Origin of the sequence: Hallella faecis (assembly GCF_018789675.1) — a bacterium.
GTDB lineage: Bacteria > Bacteroidota > Bacteroidia > Bacteroidales > Bacteroidaceae > Prevotella > Prevotella faecis.
The window spans coordinates 1-23979 of the sequence record NZ_JAHKBE010000045.1; the positions used below are offsets into that span (position 1 = coordinate 1).

Sequence of the window (23979 nt, forward strand, 5' to 3'; positions counted from 1 at the left end):
AGGCATACCCTCGTCTATAGATATTGAATTCTTAGAATTAAACGACAACCCCTAAGTTATATGGAATCTTTCAGATTGAACTAACCATTGATCGACATAAGGAATTCATTGTTGTCGCGAGCCGTGGCCAACGGGTCGTGGATGGTACGCATGGCCTCGATGGGGTTCATATCGGCAATGTAGTTGCGGATGCCACGCATGCGCTGGAGCGTGATGTCGTCTTGCAACAGGTCGTCGCGACGCGTGCTCGAAGCCACCAGGTTGACAGCCGGGAACATACGCTTGTTAGACAATGAGCGGTCGAGTTGCAACTCCATGTTACCCGTTCCCTTGAACTCCTCGAAGATCACCTCGTCCATTTTTGAACCCGTGTCGATAAGGGCTGTGGCAATGATGGTGAGCGAACCGCCACCCTCAATGTTACGGGCCGCACCAAAGAAACGCTTGGGTTTCTGCAGGGCATTGGCGTCGACACCACCGGTAAGCACCTTACCACTGGCAGGGCTAACGGTATTGTAGGCACGAGCCAGACGGGTGATGGAGTCGAGGAAGATTACCACGTCGTGACCGCACTCAACCATTCGCTTGGCTTTCTCGAGCACAATGCCGGCAATCTTAATGTGACGCTCGGCAGGCTCATCGAACGTAGAGGCGATGACCTCGGCGTTGACCGTACGCGACATGTCGGTAACCTCCTCAGGGCGCTCGTCGATGAGGAGCATCATAAGGTATGCCTCAGGGTGGTTGGCGGCAATGGCGTTGGCTATGTTCTTCATCAAGATGGTCTTACCCGTCTTTGGCTGAGCCACGATGAGGGCGCGCTGTCCCTTACCGATGGGCGAGAACAGGTCGACAATGCGGGTCGACAAGTTGGTTGTGGCACGATCGCCGCAGAGATTGAACTTCTCCTCGGGGAAAAGCGGAGTGAGATGCTCGAACGGCATGCGGTCGCGTATCTCGGCGGGATCGCGGCCGTTGATCTTGTCGATGCTGGTCAGGGGGAAATATTTCTCGCCCTCGCGCGGTGGACGCACATGACAAAGGATGGCGTCGCCAGTCTTCAGGCCATAACGCTTTACCTGGTTGTTAGCCACATAGATATCGTCGGGCGAAGAAAGGTAATTGTAATCGCTCGAACGAAGGAAGCCATAACCGTCGGGCATAATCTCGAGCACACCGTTGGCCGTGATGATGTCGGCGAAATCGTAGTCGGCCTCAGGCTCAGCCATTTGCTGACGCGTAGGAGCAGGAGCCTCCTCTTGCTGACGATATGAAGCGGTGGGGTTGTCGAACATGTCGTAGTTGGGCACAGCCCCCTGGTCCTCGATGGGGAGGTCCACCACAGGGATGAAATCGGTGCCATCACCGGGGTCGCCGTTCCACACACCGTCGTCGGATGGTTGCTGGGATGCGCCGGCACTCTCGTTGTGGGCCTGTACCTTGGCCTGCAACATGGCAATCTTATTGTCGTTGGCGTTCTTGTCCTCCTGAGAATCGCGATTGAGCGAATAAGCCTCCTCGGGAATGAAAGCGTCGCGGCTTTCGGAAGGTGAAGCCTCGGGCACTTGGTCGAAGTTGTGGGCCTGGGGAGCGTCGGCCATGGTGTTATCCTGTGATGTGCTCTGCTTGGCCTGTGCAATCAGCTCGAGCAACTCACGCTCGCGCTTGGTCTTGGGACCGCGGTGCTTAGGAAGCGAGGCCAACTCGGCCTCAAGCGACTGCACATCGAGAACGGGAGTTTCCTCCACCTCGCTCTTAAGAGTCTGGGGATCCTTGAAAAGGCCGGGCTGCTCGGCAGCGTTTCGTGCCTTCTTGGTATCGAAATTCTCGCCTGAATTGCCATTGACCGAATAAACCTTGTCGGGCTCGGTCTTAGCAATACGGATGCGCTTGCGCTTGGATGAAACCAAAGGGTTGTTCTTTCCCTCCTCTTCAGCCTGCTTGTCGAGAATGGCATAAATCATGTCATCACCCTCCTGTCCTTCACCGACAGGAACGCCAAGAGAGTTAGCAATATCCGCAAGTTCAGTGGAACTTTTAGATAATAAGTCGTCTTTGCTATACATATAGAGTATAATGAATGTGTTCCAGAATGAACGTGTTTCCAACGTGGAAACACAGAGTGTATGTATTACATTGCAAAGTTACAAAAAATCAGATGAAATATGATCAATGGCGAACACAAATTTTAGCCATTAACAAATATTAATATATGAAATCCATTGCAAAGAAAACGAGCTGACTCCATAGGAATCAGCTCGTTGATGAATATGCAATCTATTGATTACTTGTTGGTCTTGTCGAGATCAGCCTTCAGCTTAGCCAACACGTCGAGGTCGGCGAGTGAAGTACCGGCAGCGACATTGTTGATAGCGGGAGCCTCGCTCTGCTTGCGGGGAGCGTGACGGTGTGTCTTCACCACGTCGTCCTTCACATCCTCGAATGTGCGAGAGTGAGACAGGATGATGCGGCGTGTCTCCTTGGCGAACTCGATCACCATGAAGGGCAGAACCTCACCCTGCTTGGCCTGGCTGCCATCCTCCTTCTGGAGGTGCTTAGGAGTAGCGAAGCCCTCACCACCCTCAGCGAGTGTGACAACAGCGCCCTTGTCCATCATCTCAGTGATAGTACCCTCGTGAACTGAGCCGGGAACATAAATCTTCTCGTACTTGTCCCAAGGATTCTCCTCGAGCTGCTTGTGGCCGAGGCTCAGACGACGGTTCTCCTTGTCGATCTCCAGAACGACAACGTCGATCATAGAACCAACAGTTGTAAACTCTGAAGGATGCTTCACCTTCTTGGTCCAGCTCAGGTCAGAAATGTGGATCAGACCGTCAACACCCTCCTCGAGCTCAACGAAGATACCGAAGTTGGTGAAGTTACGAACCTTAGCGGTGTGCTTGCTGCCAACAGGATACTTGGTCTCGATGGTCTCCCACGGATCCTCCTTCAGCTGCTTGATACCCAGGCTCATCTTGCGCTCCTGGCGGTCGAGAGTCAGAATGACTGCCTCAACCTCGTCGCCAACGTGCAGGAACTCCTGTGCTGAACGCAGGTGCTGGCTCCAGCTCATCTCTGAGACGTGGATCAGACCCTCAACACCAGGCTGGATCTCAACGAATGCACCGTAGTCGGCGATAACGACAACCTTACCCTTCACGTGGTCGCCAACCTTTAGGTTAGCGTCGAGGGCATCCCAAGGATGAGGAGTCAGCTGCTTCAGACCGAGAGCAATGCGCTTCTTCTCCTCGTCGAAGTCGAGGATAACAACATTGATCTTCTGGTCGAGCTCAACAACCTCGTGGGGATCGCTAACGCGGCCCCAAGACAGGTCGGTGATGTGCACCAGTCCGTCGACGCCACCGAGGTCAACAAACACACCGTAAGAGGTGATGTTCTTGACGGTACCCTCGAGAACCTGACCCTTCTCCAAGTGAGAGATGATTTCCTTCTTCTGGGCCTCCAACTCGGCCTCGATGAGAGCCTTGTGAGAAACCACAACATTGCGGAACTCCTGGTTGATCTTCACAACCTTGAACTCCATGGTCTTGCCTACGAACACATCGTAGTCGCGTATGGGGTGAACATCAATCTGGCTGCCGGGCAGGAAGGCCTCGATGCCAAACACATCCACAATCATACCGCCCTTAGTGCGGCACTTGATGTAACCCTGGATAACCTCGTCGTTGTCGAGAGCCTCGTTGATCTTCTCCCAGCTCTTGCTCAGGCGAGCCTTCTTGTGAGAGAGAACGAGCTGACCCTTCTTGTCCTCCTGGTCCTCAACATAGACTTCCACCTTGTCGCCAACCTTCAGGTCGGGATTGTAGCGGAACTCAGAGGCGGGGATGATGCCATCGCTCTTGTAACCGATGTTGACAACAACCTCTTTCTTGTCGACAGAGATAACGGTACCCTCTACAACCTCATGCTCCTGAATCTTGTTGAGAGTCTCGTCGTAAGCCTTCTCCAGGTTTTCCTTGCTGGCAGCGCTCAGTGAGCCATTCTCAAACTCCTCCCAATTGAAGTCGTCCAATGGCTTAACGTTTTTGATGTCGTTCAAATTTGACATAAGTAAATAAATGTTTAATAATTAATAAAGTTAGACTTTATGTGAAATAGTCGGGTGCGGACATACCACACCTTCGCAAATCGGGTGCAAAGGTACTTATTTGTAGTGGATTAGGCCGAATTACGCAAGAACTAATATTAGGCAATTATGGTTTTTTAACAGACTTGGAGGTTTTTAGTCCTCCTTTTTTCTTGCGATTGATGCCAAGCAGGTCGCGCCAGCCATTGAAATCGCGCTTCAGGATGAAGCCGATGCCTTGGGTATTGAGCGAGTTGCGGGTGAAATAACGGTCGTTGGTCTGGTTGTAGACGCGCACGCTAAGGTTGCCATTAGGCATGATGAGATAGCGAATGTCGAAGTCGCCGATAAACGATGTGGTGGCATTGACATTGTCGCGATAGCCAAACTGGCCATTGATGAGCAGGCGGTTGTTGAGCATCCTACCACTGAGGAGGCCCTCATACTCGGCGTTGTTCCACCCCTCGTCGCCCGTGGAGATATTAGCGCCAAAGTTCCAGTTGTTGTCGTTGATGACGGTACTCAACACATTGTTGATCTGCTGACTGAGCTGGCCGCTAAGAATGCTCTGCATGGCGAGGCTGGTTTGCTTCTCGCCATTGTTGGCACCCATGGCGTTATTGCTGCCTGGCGAGAGGAAACGACCGACGGCCAGCAGGTAAAGCACCTGTTGGTTCATCTCTTCCTCACTGTTGATGATGCTGTAAATCATCTGCTTGGCATCGGTGCCTACGGTGGGCAGGTCCATACTGAAGTCGACCTTGGGCGAGGCGGGCGTTCCAGTGATATTCATCAAACAGTTCACACGGATGTTATTGCCCGAGAAGCTGCGGCCCAACTGCAGGTCGGAGAGGCTTACGGAATTCAACTGGTATTGGGCTTTCAGGTTGAGATCGGCCTGGTACGGGTCGCCACCAAAAGCGATGAGGCCTCCCTGAAGGAAGTCGAAATCGCGCTTGATGATGTTTTGGATGGTCAGTTTGTAAACGCCATGGTCGATGAGATAGTTGCCATAAACATCCAGTCCACCTTTATTATAATAGAAGGCACGGATCACGCCTGAGCCGTTGAGCGAGATGTAATCGCCCGAGGTGTTGTCCATGATGACCTTCAACGTGGCGTCAGCTGTGGTGTTGATAAGGAAGTTGATATGGATGTTGGTGGGCATGTCGTAATCATCGTCATCATCGTTGGACGTCGGGTCTAAATGCAAATGATCGCTCGCCAACGACATCGTGTCGCGAGAGGCCCAATGGATAAACTCGCGCGAGGCGATGGCATCGGGATTGGAGACATTGTAGACGACCTGCGATCCTTTCTCGGGCGTGGCGTTGATGTCGATGATCACCTCGCCCGAGCGACCTTTCAGATGAACGTCGCCACTGGCGTACACCGTGCCATAGAACGCGCTGCCATCGCTGCCGTCCCAATCGTAGCCAAGCAGGTGATGGAGCTGCACGTCGAAGTCGTAGGTCAGGCGCGACAGGTGCTGGTGGTACAACGAGCCGTTGAACACGCCCACATTGCCATTGCGGTCGCGAAGGGTGTCGCCCGAGAAGCGAATCTCATTGACGAGGAAGTGGATGGTGTCGTTCTGAAGCTCGTAGGTGGTGTTGAGCGGCTTGATGTGCATGGTGCCACGGGCCACGGCATCGCCCGTGAGGTTGATTTTCTTCAAGTCGCCCCAAAGACGCAGGTCGCCATTGATGGTAATGTCGGCGTCGCCCATGAAACTGGAACAGAACGACTGCACGAAATCGCCACGAGTATCTTTGGCCAGGATGTCCAAATCGATGTAATTGCGCTTGGGCGACACATAACCTCGTATGGTGGTGAGACGCGTGTCGGTTACCCACAGGCCGCCGAGGGTGTCCACTGCCTGGGCGTCGATGTCGATTTGCTCTTCCTCTGGGTTCCATCCCACCTTGGCCATCAGGGTTCCCATATTGCCATCCTCAAACTGGAACCGATTGACACGAAGGTCGGCATGACCGCCCGCCCCATCAAACAAATGGGTGACGTAGGCCTGGCCCGACGCAAAGCCGCTGAACTCAACCGAGTGGAAGCCCACAAGGTCGAGAACGTACTCTACGTTCACATCCTTCAGATCAACGGTGATGGAATCGTCGCTGCCCTTGGAAGCCACGCCTGCCACCTTAACGTATTGGTGGCCACTGCTGACGGCCAAATCGTTGACTTCCAGGTGGTTCTTACTGTAAACAACACTTGCGGGATGAATGGTAAACAAGGTGTCGCCAATGGACAGCTCAGACTGGCGCATGTTGAAACGCGCCTCGGTGACTCCTTGGTCGTTCTTGCCAAACTGAATCATGGAAAGCAAACGGCCCTTGAGACGATGGCGACGGGCGTGGTTGTCGAGCCGGATTTCGGTAGACAACTCGTCCTGCTCGGCCGTCGCGTTGACCTGCAAATCGGTTCCGATGCCATTAGAACCCATTTGGATAGCCTTGACCTCAGCGCACAGGTTCTCATTAGGCGACGTAACACTGACGTTCACTTGACGAAGATGGCGGTTGCCGTAAACGATATCAGGGGCATTAAGCTGTAAATCAACATATCGCGATTGGGACGACAAGGTGGCATTGAGGTCTATGGGGGCGTTGATCTCAATGGGCAATCCGAGCAAATGGCGCAGCCAATCGCCACGCGTAATTGACGCTTGGAGTGTAACGTTGTCGGAACGGACGGGACGGTGGCGAAGTGGGGTGAACTTCTGGAGACTTGGCAACTGCGCCACGACAAGGTTCTCGAGATTTTGCAACAGGGAAGCGTAGTCGAACTTGCCCCGCACTTCACCATGGCCGAAGTCGCTGTCGAAAGTAAGGAATCGCTCTGAGGCATTGGAACCCAAGGCCAACTCTAAGTTGTCCAAGCGATACTCCTCATCGGCCTTGGTGACATAGAAGTCGTTCACCTTGAGGTTTCCAGCGAGGGTCGAAAGCGAGCGACCACTGAAGTCGGCCGCCACACGGCCGCCGTAAACAGCGCCCGCTTGACTGTTTCCCGCAAAGTGCAAGGCAGTTGGGTTCACCTTGGTGACCACAGCCGTCAGATTGCCCGACGGACAACTCTTACTTCCGTTCCAAAAGCCTTGTACCACAGCGGCAACATTGGGGTCGTCGATGGCCACCTTACCCTCGGCTTGCCCTTGGTCGTAAGTGGCGTCGAGGGTGAGACCCTGGTACTTATATTGGTTCCAATCGAAGCGGCCAATATGCCCCTTGGCTACGTAACGCTTATGCGGAAGGTCGCCAGTGACATCCAGATTGGCGGCCAACAATCCCAAACGAGCGTCGTCGAGGATCTTGCCCACGTTTACACCGTCGGTTTCGAGATGGCCCTTAAACTTGTTGTCGACCATGGCAAACGCAAGGTTGGCATCACCCTCAGAGGTGTGAAGTGTGCCTTGCGCCTTCACGTCACGCCCCACTCCACTTGCCTTGCCGCGATAGCTCACATCGCCCAAACGCGGCACAAAGGCAGGAAGGCGCGACGAAAGCAGGCTCAGCAAGTTGTTGTTGACAGCGAAACGCTCAACAACAGCATTCCAACGGGGCTTGGTGCTCCACGACAATACGGAGCCATGGGCACTCAAAGAGGCGTCGGCCGGAGCAGTCAACAACTTGGCGTGGGCCTCGTGGGCGATAATGGCGTCTAACCGATGGATGTTCAAACTATTGGAGGTTCCCGTAAAAGCGATGGAGAAAACCAAGGGGGTGGCATAGCGACCCAACGCCTTATCCAGAAACGCCATGTCGCGAGGACTGATGTAGGAAGTGTTGATCTTACCGTCGAAATGCAACGAACCAGACTCCAACTGCTTATTCCGCACACGATAGTTGGCTGTAATGCCGTCGGTCAACAACTGGGATTGGGGCATGAGCAACTTGAAATCTTCCAAATGAGCATGACGGGTGTTGGCCACAACCTTGAACGAAAGACTCTTCAAACGGAAGCCTGAGCGCTCATTGAAGGCTATCTTCTTGACGTTAAGATTCAGAGAATCGTCGCGCAGGGCATTGAGAATAATATGGGAACTCAGGTCGCGAACGTGTAAATGGTGGACGTCGAGCGTAGCCTTACGAGGCACATTGAGCTGGTCGTAGCTCATCTCACCATGACGGATAATCAAACTGCTGATCTGCAAATCCAAGGGCTTGTGGCCCGTCGTGTCCTTCGACGCAAGCGAATCGATGACGTATTGAATATTAAGCGGCGAGTCGGCATTCGCACGATAAAGACGGGCCTTCATGCCAAACACCTGCGCCGACGTAATGGCAACTCTACCATACATGGCCTCCAGGTAATCCACCTTGACCGAAAGGCGGGTGGCCTTAAAAAAGGGAACGCCCTTTTGGTCGACCAACGACACGTCGTCAACGATCAAGCGATTGAACAACCCCACATCAACACGCCCCACAGAGACTGGGGTGCCCAACTTCGACGAAAGGGCCCGAGCCAACCGATGAGCAATGAACGATTGAGCCATGGGGATATTTACCATGACGACAACGACCACGTACAAGCCTACCAAAGCCCATACAATCGTATTGATGAAATGTTTAACCCTTTTCAATCTTTATGCAAAATTAGAAAAATAAACTCATAATAGAAATAAAATCAGCAAAAATATCCTAAATGAATTAAATATTGTGTATATTTGCAGCTGATTTGGAAAGATGCAACACAACTGACCTATAAAAGTCAAGAAAAGTTGAAGTCCGCATACTATTATTGGATATCAATAAACAATTATATTCTATTTTATGGCAAATGTTATTAAGTTGCGTAAAGGCTTAGACATTAACCTAAAAGGAAGAGCCATCAAGAAAAAGGTAGAGTGCCAAGCCTCCAAGACGGTGGCCTTGCGCCCTTCCGATTTCACCGGCATCGTCCCCAAGGTTGTTGTCAGGGAAGGAGACCATGTCCTTGCTGGTGACGCCTTGTTTGTCAACAAACAATTTCCCGAGGTTAAGTTTGCCTCACCTGTGAGTGGAACAGTCAAGTCAATCTTGCGCGGAGAGCGTCGACGCGTCTTGAGCGTCAGCGTAGAAGCCGACGACAAGTTGGACTATCGAGACTTCGGTCAGCACGATGCCAGCAAGATGGACGGAAACGCCGTGAAGCAGTTGCTGCTTGAGGCCGGTCTGTTTGGTTACATCAACCAACTGCCGTATGCCATTTCCACAGATCCCTGCACTACTCCTAAGGGCATTTTCGTCTCGGCTCTGCGCGACATGCCGTTGGCCAACGACTTCGAGTATGAGCTGGAGGGCAACGAGGATGCGTTCCTGGCTGGTTTGAAGGCCCTGAACCGCATCGCAACAGTGCATCTGGGCGTGGGCGCCAAGCAAACGGCAAAAGCGCTGACAGAGGCCCAGGACATCGACCTCAACGTATTCGACGGTCCTTGTCCGGCTGGCAACGTGGGCGTGCAGATCAACCACATCGACCCGGTGAACCGTGGCGAGACGGTTTGGACGGTAGACCCCACATCAGTTATCTTTATCGGTCGCCTGTTCCTTACAGGCAAAGTGGACCTCCGCAAGACCATCGCTATTGCCGGAAGCCAAATCAAGGAACCTGCTTACGCCGACGTTTTGGAGGGAACCCAATTGGCCGACATCCTTAATGGCAAACTGGTTGCAACCGACCACGTGCGCATCATCAACGGCAATCCGCTGACCGGTGAGCGCGCTACGCTCAACGATTACTTAGGCGCCCACACATCTGAGGTGACAGCCATTCCCGAGGGCGACGACAAGGAGGAAATCTTAGGATGGATTCTGCCGAGAACGAAAGACTTCTCTGTGTCGCGCAGCTACTTTTCATGGCTGCAGGGCAAGAACCACGAGTATGACCTCGACGCACGTATCAAGGGTGGCGAGCGCCACATGATCATGAGCGGCGAGTACGACAAGGTGCTGCCAATGGACATCTATGCAGAGTTCCTCATCAAGGCCATTATCACCGGCGACATCGACAAGCAGGAGCAACTCGGCATCTACGAGGTAAGCCCTGAAGACTTCGCCGTGGCCGAATTTGTGGATTCCTCAAAGCTGGAGCTGCAGAAGATCGTCAGACAGGGTCTCGACATCCTGCGCAAGGAGAATGCTTAAGATAGGACAACACTTAGGTAATTAACACATAAAAACTATGAGTGGATTAAAGAAATATTTCGACCAAATAAAACCTCTCTTTGAAGAGGGCGGCAAATGGCACGCTTTCCAAAGCATCTACGATGGCTTTGGCTCATTCCTCTTCGTGCCCGAGACCACCTCGAAGAGCGGAGCGCACATCCATGACGCCATCGACTCCAAACGCATCATGAGTATGGTCGTCATCGCATTGATGCCGGCACTGCTGTTTGGCATGTACAACATTGGATACCAAAACGCACTGGCTGCAGGCAAGCTCGCCGAAACCAGCTTCATGGGCATGTTCGTCTTTGGACTCCTGGCCATTCTTCCCAAGATTCTTGTCAGCTACATCGTTGGTCTTGGCATTGAGTTCGCATGGGCACAATGGAAGCACGAGGAGATTCAGGAAGGATACCTCGTTAGCGGTATCATCATTCCCCTGATTATCCCCGTCAACACACCGCTGTGGATGCTGGTGCTGGCCATTGCTTTCTCCGTTATCTTCGTTAAGGAGATCTGGGGCGGCACAGGTATGAACATCTTCAACGTGGCCGTTGCAGCCCGCATGTTCTTGTTCTTCTCTTACCCAAGCCAGATGACGGGCGACAAGGTTTGGGTGGCACAGGATTCTATCTTCGGACTGGGCTACACACTACCTGAGACATTCACTGAGGCCACACCGCTCGGACTCATCTCACAAGGCCTGAACAGCAACGCCACATTGTCTGATATGATCTTAGGCTTCATCCCTGGCTCTATCGGTGAGACATCGGTCGTTGCCATCGCTATAGGCGCCGTCATTCTCTTGTGGGCAGGCATTGCCAGTTGGAAAACCATGGCTTCGGTATTCCTGGGTGGTATCGCAATGGCCCTTCTGTTCACAGCAACTGGCTCAACCCCTATCGCATGGTATGAGCACATTGTCCTGGGCGGTTTCTGCTTTGGAGCTGTCTTCATGGCAACCGATCCCGTCACCTCAGCTCGCACCGAGACAGGCAAGTGGATCTACGGCTTCCTCATTGGCGCCGTAGCCATCATCGTTCGAGTGATGAACCCTGGCTATCCCGAGGGTATGATGCTCGCCATCTTCTTCGGAAACATGTTTGCGCCGCTCATCGACCATTGCGTGGTGGAGGCCAATATTTCCAAACGCGCAAAGCGGGCAACCAATAAATAAGGAGTAAAAGCATGAAAACAAATTCCAATTCATACACGATTACGTATTCGGTAGTCCTTGTGCTGATTGTCGCTTTCCTGTTGGCATTAACCTTCCAGGCACTCAAGCCTGCTCAAGACGCCAACGTTGCGCTCGACAAGCAGAAGCAAATCTTATACGCCCTCAATATCCGTGGCCTGAACAACGAGGCCGCAGCACAGAAATATAAAGAGGTGGTTATCTCCGATGACATCATCGGTGAAGACGGCCAAGTGAAAGAGAGTGGCAAGGCTGGCGGAACCGAAAAGGGTTTCAAACTGAACTCTGCCGACGCAAAGAATGGCAAACTGGCCGTGTTCGTCTGCAAGGTGGACGGCAAGACAAAATATGTCATTCCCGTTTACGGCATGGGCCTTTGGGGCGCCATCAACGGTTACATTGCCATTAACGATGACAAGGCAACGGTTTTCGGAGCCTACTTCAACCACGAGAGTGAGACCGCTGGTCTGGGATCAGCCATTAAGGACGACCAGGCATGGCAGGAGCAGTTCCAAGGCAAGCACCTGTTTGCTGGCGACAACCACACATCCATTGCCTTAGCTGTGGAAAAGAAGGTGGAAGATCCGTCGACGCAGGTCAACGCCGTCACGGGTGCCACCCTTACCTCTAATGGTGTCACTCAGATGCTTCAGGAAGGTCTGGGACAATACACTAAGTTCCTCAATGCAAAATAACATCAAACTTTAATCCTAAAAAGATGAGTTTATTAAGCAAACAAAACCGAGAGGTTCTCGGTAACCCGTTGAACCTCGACAACCCGATACTGGTGCAGGTGCTTGGCATCTGTTCAGCGCTTGCGGTCACCGCACAGCTCGAGCCAGCCATCGTTATGGGTCTTGCAGTGACCGTCATCACGGCATTTGCCAACGTGATCATCTCGGTCATTCGCAACACCATTCCTATGCGTATCCGTATCATTGTGCAGCTCGTTGTAGTTGCCGCCCTGGTTACCATCGTTAGCCAGATCTTAAAAGCATTCGCCTATGACGTGAGCGTTCAGCTCTCGGTGTACGTGGGTCTGATCATCACCAACTGTATCCTCATGGGTCGCCTTGAGGCTTTTGCCATGATGAACAAGCCTTGGCCAAGTTTCCTCGACGGTATTGGCAATGGCTTGGGTTACGCCTTGATCCTTGTGATTGTGGGCGGCCTGCGCGAGCTTTTGGGCCGCGGCAGCCTTCTGGGCTTCCAAATCATCCCCGATTGCTTCTACGACTTCGGCTACGCAAACAACGGCATGATGACCATGCCTGCCATGGCACTCATCCTGCTGGGTTGCGTTATTTGGGTTCATCGTGCATTCTTTTACAAAGAAGATAAGAAATAATTATGGAACACCTCATTAGCTTGTTTTTCCGGTCCATCTTTGTGGACAACATGATATTTGCCTTCTTCCTCGGCATGTGCTCGTTCCTTGCCGTATCGAAGAACGTAAAGACATCATTCGGTCTCGGCTTGGCCGTTACCTTTGTGCTGGTGGTGACCGTACCGGTTGACTATCTGCTTCAGACGAAAGTGCTCGATCCGCTGGGCCTGTCATATCTGAGTTTCATTCTCTTTATCGCTGTCATTGCTGGCATGGTGCAGATTGTAGAGATGGTTGTGGAGCGTTATTCGCCCTCTCTGTATGCCTCACTGGGTATCTTCCTGCCGTTGATCGCTGTGAACTGCGCCATCATGGGTGCCTCTCTGTTCATGCAGCAGCGCATCAACCTTGATCCGAGCAACACGCAGTACATCGGCTCCGTCTGGGATGCCATCGTATATGCCTTCGGCTCAGGAATTGGTTGGGTGCTCGCCATTACATCAATGGGTGCTATCCGCGAGAAGATGCAGTACGGCGATGTTCCCCAGCCCTTGCGCGGACTTGGCATCACCTTCATCACCGTAGGACTTATGGCCATGGCCATGATGTGCTTTTCAGGACTTAAAATTTAAAGATCATGGATTTCAGTTTCATCATCAATAGCGTAGGAGTGTTCCTTGCAGTGATACTCCTTTTGGTCATCATTCTCTTGGTGGCCAAGAAATACTTAAGCCCGAGCGGCAATGTCACCATTACCATCAACGACACCAAGACCCTGAATGTGCCTCAAGGCGATTCGCTTATGACCACACTCAACGCCAACGGCATCTTCCTCCCCTCCGCTTGCGGTGGTAAGGCCAGTTGCGGCCAGTGTAAGGTTCAGGTGCTCGAGGGCGGCGGTGAGATTCTCGATTCAGAGCGTCCCCACTTCACTCGCAAGCAGATCAAGGAGCATTGGCGTCTCGGATGCCAGACCAAGGTCAAAGGCGACTTCAAGATCAAGATCGACGAGTCGATCATGGGCGTTAAGGAATGGGAGTGCACCGTCATTAGCAACAAGAACGTGTCGAGCTTCATCAAGGAGTTCAAGGTGGCTCTTCCCCCAGGTGAGCACATGGACTTCGTTCCTGGATCATACGCCCAGATCAAGATTCCAGCATACGACTGCATCGACTACGACAAGGATTTCGACAAGTCGCTGATTGGCGAAGACTATATCGGCGCATGGGAGAAATTCAACATTCTCTCGCTGAAGGCCCACAACCCCGTTCCCACGATACGCGCCTACTCTATGGCCAACTATCCCGCTGAGGGCGACATCATTACCCTTACCGTCCGTATTGCAACCACTCCGTTCCTGCCGCGTCCGCAGGTTGGCTTCCAAAACGTACCTACAGGTATTGGCTCAAGTTACATCTTCAGTCTGAAGCCCGGCGACAAGGTAATGATGAGTGGTCCTTATGGAGATTTCCATCCCCATTTCGACTCTAAGAAGGAGATGATTTGGATTGGTGGAGGAGCAGGTATGGCTCCGCTCCGCTCGCAGATCATGCACATGACGAAGACGTTGCATTGCACCGACCGTGAGCTCCACTTCTTCTATGGTGCCCGTAGCCTGAATGAAGCCTTCTTCATGGAGGATTTCTGGGAGCTTGAGAAGCAATTCCCCAACTTCCATCTCCACCTCTCATTGGACCGTCCCGATCCCGTCGCTGACGCAGCCGGCGTGAAGTACTATGCAGGCTTCGCGGTCAACTGTGTACGCGACACCTACCTGAAGGATCATGAGGCACCAGAGGACTGCGAGTACTACCTTTGCGGACCTCCCATGCTTATCAAGACCGTAACCGACTATCTCGATAGCCTGGGTGTCGATCCGGAAAGCATTATGTACGACAATTTTGGTTAATACAAACAAACCAAAATAAACTTATAGCAAACATTAACAAAGCCGCTGATTTTCAGCGGCTTTGTTGCGTTTATAGGGGTTAAGAGTTTCTGTGGGTTGTTATAGGCTTGGAGGGTCATTAAAGCAAGGAGAGACAAGAAAAATGCTGGTGGCTCGCTCAAATATGAGCGAGAAGATCCTGCTTCGGACGAGATGCAAAGACCATAGGGGGTATGCAACCAAGCAAAAAGATGATAAGGGCAAGGTTGGTAAGCGAAACAAGAGCGAATAAGAGGGAAAAAGACCGAAAAAGAGAGAAAAAAGCTGGATAGTAATATTTTTTAAGACTCTGTCTAACTTGCATAATATCAGGAGTATTCTACGAGAAAATGGAAATTTCAAGACCACGCGTCTTGACATAAATCAAAAAATATCAAATAATCCCTTCTTCAACACAATAAAAGGTGTTATTTTAGAACAAACGGTAGCCCCTGTTCAAAAAAAATGTCGTACTTTTGCAAACGGATAACTTGATAATCAGAAAGTTATTTTAAAGAGAGCATTAAATTTACTTAATCATGACAGAGAAGAAGACTACAAGTAAGGCAGCCGCAACAAAGGCAACTGCAACAAAAACAACAGCAGCAAAGAAGACTACAGTAAAGAAGACCACTAAGAAGGCTACGGTATTCGTAGACGCTGACAATGCTGGTTTCCGCGCTGGTGATGTTTACAATGCACTTGCAGCAGCTGGTGAGGCTCAGAGCGTTGAGGAGCTCGTCAAGACCACTGGTAAGACAGAGACCGAGATTCTGCTGGGTATAGGATGGTTGCTCAAGGAGGGCAAAGTGAAAGGTGCTGAGGGTAAGGTTGTACTTGCCTAATCGTATAAAAAGCCATAAAAGAGCCGCAGCTCATAAGCGTGAGTTGCGGCTCTTTTTTATTCAAATTCAGACATTAGACCCAACTTGGTTATACCATTTGCCATTCACGACGCCATCCCATTCCGCAAGGCCATTCTATCGGCATGTAACATTCTGCACCGTATCGGCCCAATACGCCACACCATCAGCATGGCTATAGCAAACGGCAGCAAACGAAGCATCGCCAAACAGAAAACAAAATAACCACAAGTGGTTTATTTATGAGAGAAGAGATCCTTAAAATCCTCGCTGAAGCTGGACCTGAGGGCTTGCGCGTTCGCAAGATTATCCTTCATGTCTATAATTCTCAAAACGACCTATTCAACAAGGTTAGTTTGGAGGAGGTGAAGCGTCGCGTGTTGCTCTTTCTCCAACAAAACAGTCGCTATTCCCAAGACCTCTTAGACCATCCCTCATGGGGAACCTATCGTTTGAACCCCAAAAGCATCAAGGCCCAAACCACCCAATTGTCATTTCTTCCTACGGAGGACGAATGTCCTGACGTTGCCCAACAGAAGCCGGCCAAGCAAACAGGGCCGACGCTGTTCGACAACATCAATTCATAACCTCCCAACCATGGAACGATTGGGCGCCATTGCCTCATCTACCAGTAACGCTTTTACAAGATCAAGGCAAAAGGCTCGACTACTATCAGAGGAGCCCCTTGCATTAGCAACCCATCATCGCCCCTCGTCTCATACCAAGCACCAGTAGCAGAATGGCATATCAGATGAAGAGCAAGCCTATTCTGAACACCAAGGCCGATACCACCCAGGCCGTGAGCGTGGTGTAAGCAGCTGCGAAAAGCGCCCACTTCCACGATCCCGTCTCGCCCTTGATGGCCGCTATGGTAGCCAAACAGGGGAAATAAAGCAACACAAAGAGCAGGAAGCAGAAAGCCGTCAGCGTAGCCACTGCCTCCACACGCCCATCCGAAGGTGCCAAACCATGCATCTGAGCCACATCGCCCACCATGAGCGTGTGCAGTTTTTCGTATCGGCTCTCGCCTTGGCCCACCTCCGAATCGTCGGCCAGGCTCTCGTCGTTGGCGTAAAGCACGCCCATCGTGGAAGCCACAATCTCCTTAGCACCCACACCAGCAAGCAGACCAACGTCCATCTTCCAACTGAATCCTTGGAGCTCGAACACAGGCTCCACGGTCTGTCCAATACGTCCGATATAGCTTTGTTCCTGCTGCTGTTGCTCTGTGAGCGCCTCGTTGTGGGGGAAGTAGCCCAAAGCCCACACAATGATGGTCGACACCAGGATGATTCCTCCCATTTTCTTGAGATACTGCTTGCCCTTCTCCCACGTGTGTCGGCTCACAGCCTTGGCCGTGGGGAAACGGTAAGGCGGCAATTCCATAACAAACGGTGTGTCCTCGCCTTTCATCATAAACTTCGTAAAGACCTTACTCATCACCACCGCCATAGCGATGCCAATCAGATAAAGTGCCGTCATGATAACCCATTGCATTTTCAGCGAGAAGAACGTTCCGATAACCATTATATAAATAGGTATGCGCGCCTCACAGCTCATGAACGGCAGCACCAACATCGTTACGATGCGCGAGCGACGGCTCTCAATGGTGCGCGTGGCCATCACCGCTGGCACATTACATCCAAAGCCCATGATGAGCGGGATGAACGATTTGCCATGCAGTCCCATCTTATGCATGAGCTTATCCATGATAAATGCCGCACGCGACATGTATCCACTGTCTTCCATAAACGAGATGAAGAAGTAGAGAATCAGAATCTGTGGCAGGAACACGATAACGGCTCCCACACCACCAATGATGCCATCCACCAGCATATCCTTCACAGGTCCATCGGGCATGTAGGTTCCCACGAGTTCGCCCAGCAGCCCCACACCCTGGTCGATCCAGTCCATAGGATAAGCGCCCAGGTTGAACGTCACAAAGAACATCAGCGCCAAAAGGGCTATGAAGATGGGGAATCCCACGAACCGATTGGTCAGAATCCTATCCAACAGGTGCGTAAGCTGATAGGTGTCCTTTCCATTTCCCGTGGTATAGCCGGCTTCGGCAAGGGCGCCATGTATAAAGCCATACTTGGCATCCATGATTGCCGTTTCCGAATCTTCCTTCGTTTCCTCCTTCACACGCTTGGCCGCCTCGTCGCGATGTTTCAGAATCTCATCAGCGTCGGGGAACGTCCTAACCAGCTGCTCCACCTCCTTGTCGTTCTCAAGCAGTTTGATGGCCAGGTAGCGCGTAGAGTAGCGCTCGCGCAATCCGTGCTCCTTCTTCAGGTGATCTTGTATCTCGGCAATGCCGTGCTCTATCTCATGACCATGCTTGATGTGGATGTGACGGAAGTGGGCGTCGGCACCCTCCGTAGCCTCATACACCTCAATCACCTTATGGAAGAGTTCCTTCACACCGCGACCCGTGGTGAACACCGTGGGCTGCATGGGCACACCAAAGAGGCTCGACAGGGCATCGAGGTTGATGTTGTCGCCTCGTTGCTCCGTCTCGTCAAACATATTGAGGGCCACCACCATACGAATGTGCATATCGATGAGCTGGGTGGTCAGGTAGAGATTGCGCTCGAGGTTCGATGCGTCGATCACATTAACCACCACATCGGGGGTCTTCTCAACCAACTGCTTGCGAACATACAGTTCCTCGGGCGAATAGGCCGATAACGAATAGGTGCCGGGAAGGTCAACGAGATTAAACTCGTAACCCTCAAACGTGGCGTGTCCCTCCTTCGCGTCGACGGTCACACCGCTGTAGTTGCCCACGCGCTCATGGGCGCCACTGGCAAAGTTGAACAATGAGGTCTTGCCACAGTTAGGGTTTCCCACCAGCGCCACATTGATCACCTTATGTCGCTTATCAGCCTCGTCGGCCAACTGGGCGTCGGTAATGGCCACGTCGTCGGGATCGCTCGCCTCCACCACGGTGCGCAGTTGGTCGGCATCCTCCAGCCTATCTTGTTGTCTTATCTGCCGTGCCTCGTGCTCGGTAACCACCTCAATCATGTCGGCCTCCGAGTGGCGCAAACTAACCTCATAACCCATGATACGGTATTTCACGGGGTCCTTGAATGGGGCGTTGAGCAACACCTCCACGGTCTTGCCTTTGATAAAGCCCATTTCCACCACACGTTTGCGAAATCCGCCATGCCCCATCACCTTGACGATGATGCCTGTTTGGCCTGTATGCAACTCTGATAATTTCATGTTACGTATTGCTTAAAAATCGCTGCAAAAGTACAAATATAAATTGGCAAAGAGTAAGCAATGGTGAATTTTTACCATACATATACCTACTAATAGGTATGGCGCGAAACAAATGGCGCATCACAATACCTAAAAGAGAGAAAGGTCGCTGCGGCTTATCGGCTTACTTGCGGCTATCGCTCTGCTCCTTGTCGTGCTGACGCATGCCTCTGCCTGGGCGTGGATAGATTTAACAAAAATCGCAACAATCTACATAGGAATCTACACTGTTTTTTGAAACCATCTCGCCTTCGGCCGCAAATACGCGATTCTCGGCACACTTTCGCAACCAGCTGACAATCAATGCTTTATCGCAAAAGCCCATCTTCTTTCATTTCGCGCGTCACTTTACACCATGCGAAACATGCCTAACCGCAATGCGATACATGGTCTTTCGGGTGATGAAACATGCTTAACCGCAATGCGATACATGGTCTATCGAGACGCGAAACATGGCTTATTGTGAACGCAAAGCTTCGTTTCGTCGTTCCAAACGCACAAAAAGGGGCGTTTGGCTATCTATTTCACGCGATAATCCGAACCAACTTAATGACCAAAATTCCCAACAAATTGTCTAAGGCCCAATCTGTCCAGAGAAGGCCCTCGACGCAACAACTCACTGAAAGGCGAACGCACAATAAAACCCGAAATTCATGTCCTTACATGGGGGTGTGTCAAAATTCACACCCTCTTTTAAAATATCACAAAGCCCGAACTTTCACAAGCTCGGGCTTTGCTATTCCATATTTTTTTTGTACCTTTATGGAAAGAAATTTCTAATATGTCAAAGGTACAATTTATTCCCAATCTAAGCAAGGAAATCCTGCTTTTTCCTTCAAGAATCGACGAAGATATCGCCGATGACGCTCCAGTACGCATTATCGACTATGTGCTTGACAAGATTGATATCAGCAACATATTGAAACTTTATCATGTAAAAGGGCGTAATGCATTCTATCCCCGTATGATGCTCAAGGTGATCATCTACGCCTACATGAACAATATTTATTCTTGTCGCCGCATAGAGGAATTGCTAAAACGCGATATCCACTTTATTTGGCTTGCAGGCTACAACAAGCCTGACTTCATCACCATCAACCGCTTCCGCAACCGTGTGAAAGACGAGATTTCAAACGTGTTCACACAGTTGGTTCTTCTGTTGGCAGAGAAAGGTTTTATCACACTTGATGTGGAGTATGTCGACGGCACGAAGATAGAGTCCAAGGCCAACAAGTACACCTTTGTCTGGCGCAAGAACGTGGAACGCAATATAGACAAGCTCAAGCGTCAGCTTGCCGTGCTCCTGTCTCAGGTAGACGACGCTATAGCCCAGGACAATGCAATCAAGCCCGAGTCAATCGAGATAACCCCAGCCATTATCTGCGAGATAACATCACGTCTGAAAGAGGAGTTGTCGAAAGAGGGCCACAGGCAAAAGAGGCGAAGAAAGCACTGCGTGAGAAAAAGAAGCAGATAAAGGAGATAGAGAAAAAGGCGGTCTCTCTTGCAGATTATGAACAGAAGAAGGAAACGCTCGGCAAGAGAAACTCCTTCAGCAAGACGGACCCCGATGCCACCTTCATGCGCATGAAGGAGGATGCGATGAACAATGGACAGACCAAACCTGGATACAATCTGCAGATAGGCACCGAGAATCAGTTCATTCTCAACTACGCCTTGTTCCCCAATCCCACAGACACTCTGACATACATTCCATTCATGTGCTCCTTTGCTGCACGCTATGGACATCTGGCAAGTACTGAGGTTGCTGACTCTGGCTACGGTTCTGAGGAAAACTACCGCTTTATGGAGGAGAACGGTATCGAGGCCTACGTCAAATACAACATGTTCCACAAGGAGCAGCGTATGCACTATGCTCCAAGTCCATTTCATCAGGACAGCTTCTTCTACAATGCCGAACAAGACTATTATGTATGCCCGATGGGGCTGCACATGGAACGCATTGGCACCAAGCTCGACAAGACAGCAAATGGATACCAGACGGAAAGCGTAAGGTACAGAGCCCAAAACTGCGAAGGATGCCCGCTTAGAGGATCTTGTTTCAAGGCTAAAGGAAACAGAGTCATAGAAGTCAATCACCGCTTGAAGGAATACAAGCGCAAAGCATCAGAAAGGCTGACATCTGAGGATGGAATAAAGCATCGAGGTCGTAGGTGCATCGAACCAGAGGCGGTCTTTGGGCAGATGAAGGCTGACTACGGCTACAAACGATTCAGACATTTTGGAAAAGACAAGGTCGAAATGGACTTTGCCTTCTTTGCCATTGCCTTCAATCTGAAGAAAATGTGTAGAAAGTTGAAAAAGGCGGTATAATGGGCCTGTGTTTGCCATATTTTCTGTTTCGTAGAGTGTCTGGATGGCAATTTTAAGACAATGGGGCACCATATAACAAAAATAAATAAAAAACTTTGGTTTTACTCTCGCTAAACGATATACAAAAGGAGGGTGCACCATAAATGACCATAGTCAATTATGACACACCCTCCTACCTGAACCCTAAGGGGGGATTCTTAGCGTACAGCGCGTTTACGACCGGGACGGTTGTTCTTGCAGTCTTCCTCATACTTGGCAAACTGTTCCGCGGTCATTATTTTCTTCACCTCAGCCTTGTAGGCCTCGCGTTGCTCCTTCATAATCTTCATCATGGCCTCGGCCTGCTCCTTTGTGGGGCGCTGCGCTTTGGAGGCATGCTGGCAGCTGTCGCACTGCGCCTTGTCAAGCTGGCGCTGGCCCATGCCTGGGCGGCGAGCCATAAACTTGCCTTGGTATGTCTCGTTCAACTTCAGCAGTTGCTTGGCCTGGTCGTCGTTGAGCCCATAGCGCTCCACCATGCGATTGGTCATCTTCTGCACCATCTCTGCCCTATTCTTGTGCTGGCTTCCGACCTGCTGGTCGTCATTACTCTGTGCATTGGCAGTCAGCACCATGCTCAGCGCAACTACCATCATCATCAATAATTTCTTCATCATTGTTTGCGTTATTAATAGTTCTACTTGTTTTCAAGATTCTTGTGAACCTCTGTTTTGTTGTACAACTATTGTTTTGACGCACATACCTACCAAGGGTTTAACGCCTACGCCATAAAAACCTTACTTTTCTTCCGCAATTTGTATGATGCGCCTGCCGCTTCTATTGCTTTGGTCGATTATGAGCGGCACACGTTCTACCACCACCATAGAAGTGTCGAGACCCAATGCCTTTGGCTCGTCGATACCTATCTTGCTGATAAGAGCGTATAAAGTCATCAACAAGTTCTGCTGGCGGTTGCCGGAACTCTCCGGATAATATACGCGATGAATGATGATGAATCGGAAATCTCCAGGGATTCTGTTTTTGCGAAGCGAAGGATAAGTGCTTCTTAAATCCACCTTCTTGCTTGCCACAAGATCTTCCACCACTTGTCGCAGATATAGACTCACACGTGGTTCTATGCGGAAACCTATGTGCATCGTTATGCTGTAAAGCGTGTCGGGCACAAGGGTTTCGCAGCTGTATTCCAATGTGTCTGGTGTATCGGCAAACTCCATGTTGATAAGCCAGTAATGGTCAGCACGTTTAGGCTGCTTGTTGATGATTGAGTAGAGCAGTTTGTCGTCTACGGTACCTTCCTGGTTGGCATGGTTTATATAGACAAGGTTGGAGGCGTACTTGGGAATGCTCTCGTCGGTCTTGATGTCGGAGATAATCTGATAATAGTCGTCCAGAGGTTTGGCGCTGATATAATGGCGGCGTATCTTCATGGCTCTCACCCATACATACATCATCAGGAACAGGATGCCGCCTATGAGCATCGTACACCATCCTCCTGCGAGAAACTTCGACAGGTTGGCTGCCAGAAAGATGGCCTCGATGGTGCAGTATGCGCCCATAAACAATATCGTGAGGATTCGCGACACGCCCTTGCTGTGCAGGTAGAAACCGAGCAACAGGGTGGTCATCAGCATAGTGATGGTGATGGCGAGTCCGTAGGCTGCCTCCATGTGCGAGGAGTCGCGAAAGAGCAGGATGATGATAACCACGCCGATGTACATGGCAAGGTTGATCATCGGGATATAGAGCTGTCCCTTTACATGGGTAGGATGCTTGATTCGCATGCGGGGCCAGAAGTGCAGGTTCATGGCTTCGCTCAATATGGAGAAGGTTCCGCTGATAAGTGCCTGACTCGCAACGATTGCCGCACCCGTGGCCATGATGATGGAGAAGAACAGTAGGCTCTGCGGCATGATGGAAAAGAATGGATTCACGGACAATGCTGTCGGCACATGGTTCAGCACCCATGCTCCCTGTCCTAGATAGTTGAGAATGAGCATGGTCTTAACAAAACCCCAGCTGATGGCGATGTTCTTCCTACCGCAATGCCCCAGGTCGGAGTAAAGTGCCTCAGCACCCGTGGTACAGAGAAATACGGCACCCAGAATCAAGAACCATTCTGGTGATTTGGCCAGCAGTATGGCTGCATAATAAGGATTGAAAGCCTTCAGTATCAATGGATAAGACGTGATGCTGAAAGCTCCCGTCACGCCCAGCAGCAGGAACCAAAGCAGCATGAAGACTCCGAACGACTTGCCTATGCTTTCGGTGCCAAAGCGCTGCACGAAGAAGATGATCGTGATAATGGCAAGGGTGATAGGAATGACCGGCAGGTTGGGACTGATGCTTTCGAGTCCTTCGATGGCTGTGGTAACCGTGATGGCTGGGGTAATGATTCCATCTGCCAGCAAGGTGCTTGCGCCAATGATAGCCAATAAATAAATCCACTTGTTCTTGAGTCGGCGCAGCAGGGCATAGAGGGCAAGAATGCCTCCTTCGCCATTGTTGTCGGCTCGCAGTGCCACGCATACGTATTTGATGGTGGTCTGAAGGGTGAGCGTCCAGATGATGCAGGACAATGCGCCCAGGATAGTGCTCTCGTTGATGGTTTCGCCTGTATGGAGGATGGCCTTCATCACATAGAGGGGTGATGTTCCGATATCTCCAAACACGATGCCTAATGTTATGAGCAATCCCAGGAAGCCTACTCGATGATGATGGCAGACTGCTGAACTTTCTGTTTTTTCTTTCATATTTATTCTCTTAATTAGGGATGCTCGTAAATCAGTCAAAAACAACCTAACGATCTAATTGTCAG

14 protein-coding genes and 1 pseudogene are annotated in these 23979 nt (G+C 51.0%); 9 read left to right on the forward strand and 6 right to left on the reverse strand.

What is annotated here, in order from left to right; genetic code table 11:
* Window positions 1-80: 80 nt before the first annotated feature.
* From rho to KM934_RS09905, 3 genes are all read right to left on the reverse strand, one after another.
* A complete protein-coding gene (gene rho / locus KM934_RS09895) occupies window positions 81-2066 on the reverse strand; it encodes a transcription termination factor Rho (protein ID WP_215760454.1) in 1986 nt (661 codons plus the stop codon).
* A 218-nt stretch (window positions 2067-2284) separates the two neighbouring features.
* Window positions 2285-4060 (reverse strand): 30S ribosomal protein S1, encoded by a 1776-nt coding sequence (rpsA, locus tag KM934_RS09900; protein WP_215760466.1) that lies wholly within the window; start codon window positions 4058-4060, stop codon window positions 2285-2287.
* A gap of 154 nt (window positions 4061-4214) precedes the next feature.
* Window positions 4215-8684 (reverse strand): translocation/assembly module TamB domain-containing protein, encoded by a 4470-nt coding sequence (locus tag KM934_RS09905; protein ID WP_252344964.1) that lies wholly within the window; start codon window positions 8682-8684, stop codon window positions 4215-4217.
* A 190-nt stretch (window positions 8685-8874) separates the two neighbouring features.
* Between KM934_RS09905 and KM934_RS09910 the strand changes: the two genes are divergently transcribed.
* The 8 genes from KM934_RS09910 (at window position 8875) to KM934_RS09945 (ending at window position 16147) form a co-directional block, all read left to right on the forward strand.
* Window positions 8875-10227: a Na(+)-translocating NADH-quinone reductase subunit A gene (locus tag KM934_RS09910; protein WP_215760455.1), complete on the forward strand. Its 1353-nt coding sequence runs from the start codon at window positions 8875-8877 to the stop codon at window positions 10225-10227.
* A gap of 37 nt (window positions 10228-10264) precedes the next feature.
* Window positions 10265-11425, forward strand: a complete 1161-nt coding sequence (locus tag KM934_RS09915) for an NADH:ubiquinone reductase (Na(+)-transporting) subunit B (protein ID WP_215760456.1) — start codon at window positions 10265-10267, stop codon at window positions 11423-11425.
* Window positions 11426-11436: 11 nt separating this feature from the next.
* On the forward strand, window positions 11437-12138 hold the full coding sequence (gene nqrC / locus KM934_RS09920) for an NADH:ubiquinone reductase (Na(+)-transporting) subunit C (RefSeq protein ID WP_215760457.1): 702 nt from the start codon (window positions 11437-11439) through the stop codon (window positions 12136-12138).
* Window positions 12139-12161: 23 nt separating this feature from the next.
* Window positions 12162-12791 (forward strand): NADH:ubiquinone reductase (Na(+)-transporting) subunit D, encoded by a 630-nt coding sequence (locus KM934_RS09925; RefSeq protein ID WP_215760458.1) that lies wholly within the window; start codon window positions 12162-12164, stop codon window positions 12789-12791.
* A gap of 2 nt (window positions 12792-12793) precedes the next feature.
* Window positions 12794-13402 carry an NADH:ubiquinone reductase (Na(+)-transporting) subunit E gene (nqrE, locus tag KM934_RS09930; protein ID WP_215760459.1) on the forward strand — a complete coding sequence of 203 codons (609 nt, stop codon included), beginning with the start codon at window positions 12794-12796 and terminating at the stop codon, window positions 13400-13402.
* Window positions 13403-13407: 5 nt separating this feature from the next.
* Window positions 13408-14679 carry an NADH:ubiquinone reductase (Na(+)-transporting) subunit F gene (gene nqrF / locus KM934_RS09935; RefSeq protein WP_215760460.1) on the forward strand — a complete coding sequence of 424 codons (1272 nt, stop codon included), beginning with the start codon at window positions 13408-13410 and terminating at the stop codon, window positions 14677-14679.
* Between the two features lie 557 nt (window positions 14680-15236).
* Entirely contained in the window at window positions 15237-15542 is a 306-nt protein-coding gene (locus tag KM934_RS09940) for a winged helix-turn-helix domain-containing protein (RefSeq protein ID WP_215760461.1), read from the forward strand.
* Window positions 15543-15802: 260 nt separating this feature from the next.
* Window positions 15803-16147: a hypothetical protein gene (locus KM934_RS09945; RefSeq protein ID WP_215760462.1), complete on the forward strand. Its 345-nt coding sequence runs from the start codon at window positions 15803-15805 to the stop codon at window positions 16145-16147.
* A 160-nt stretch (window positions 16148-16307) separates the two neighbouring features.
* Here the strand turns inward: KM934_RS09945 and feoB are convergent, their stop codons facing one another.
* Window positions 16308-18791, reverse strand: coding sequence for a ferrous iron transport protein B (gene feoB, locus KM934_RS09950; RefSeq protein WP_215760463.1), 2484 nt, complete (start codon window positions 18789-18791; stop codon window positions 16308-16310).
* Window positions 18792-19611: 820 nt separating this feature from the next.
* On the opposite strand from feoB, the pseudogene KM934_RS09955 reads away from it, so the two are divergent.
* Window positions 19612-21164: pseudogene (locus tag KM934_RS09955) on the forward strand (IS1182 family transposase).
* A gap of 197 nt (window positions 21165-21361) precedes the next feature.
* Here the strand turns inward: KM934_RS09955 and KM934_RS09960 are convergent.
* Together KM934_RS09960 and KM934_RS09965 are read right to left on the reverse strand one after the other, a co-directional pair.
* Entirely contained in the window at window positions 21362-21820 is a 459-nt protein-coding gene (locus tag KM934_RS09960) for a DUF4890 domain-containing protein (RefSeq protein WP_215760464.1), read from the reverse strand.
* Window positions 21821-21940: 120 nt separating this feature from the next.
* Entirely contained in the window at window positions 21941-23914 is a 1974-nt protein-coding gene (locus tag KM934_RS09965) for a KUP/HAK/KT family potassium transporter (protein WP_215760465.1), read from the reverse strand.
* Between the last annotated feature and the right edge of the window lie 65 nt (window positions 23915-23979).

Coding starts and splice junctions, on each gene's coding strand:
- rho (WP_215760454.1), bottom strand. CDS start 2,066: ATGTATAGCAAAGACGACTTATTATCTAAAAGTTCCACTGAACTTGCG.
- KM934_RS09910 (WP_215760455.1), top strand. CDS start 8,875: ATGGCAAATGTTATTAAGTTGCGTAAAGGCTTAGACATTAACCTAAAA.
- KM934_RS09915 (WP_215760456.1), top strand. CDS start 10,265: ATGAGTGGATTAAAGAAATATTTCGACCAAATAAAACCTCTCTTTGAA.
- nqrC (WP_215760457.1), top strand. CDS start 11,437: ATGAAAACAAATTCCAATTCATACACGATTACGTATTCGGTAGTCCTT.
- KM934_RS09925 (WP_215760458.1), top strand. CDS start 12,162: ATGAGTTTATTAAGCAAACAAAACCGAGAGGTTCTCGGTAACCCGTTG.
- nqrE (WP_215760459.1), top strand. CDS start 12,794: ATGGAACACCTCATTAGCTTGTTTTTCCGGTCCATCTTTGTGGACAAC.
- nqrF (WP_215760460.1), top strand. CDS start 13,408: ATGGATTTCAGTTTCATCATCAATAGCGTAGGAGTGTTCCTTGCAGTG.
- KM934_RS09940 (WP_215760461.1), top strand. CDS start 15,237: ATGACAGAGAAGAAGACTACAAGTAAGGCAGCCGCAACAAAGGCAACT.
- KM934_RS09945 (WP_215760462.1), top strand. CDS start 15,803: ATGAGAGAAGAGATCCTTAAAATCCTCGCTGAAGCTGGACCTGAGGGC.
- feoB (WP_215760463.1), bottom strand. CDS start 18,791: ATGAAATTATCAGAGTTGCATACAGGCCAAACAGGCATCATCGTCAAG.
- KM934_RS09960 (WP_215760464.1), bottom strand. CDS start 21,820: ATGATGAAGAAATTATTGATGATGATGGTAGTTGCGCTGAGCATGGTG.
- KM934_RS09965 (WP_215760465.1), bottom strand. CDS start 23,914: ATGAAAGAAAAAACAGAAAGTTCAGCAGTCTGCCATCATCATCGAGTA.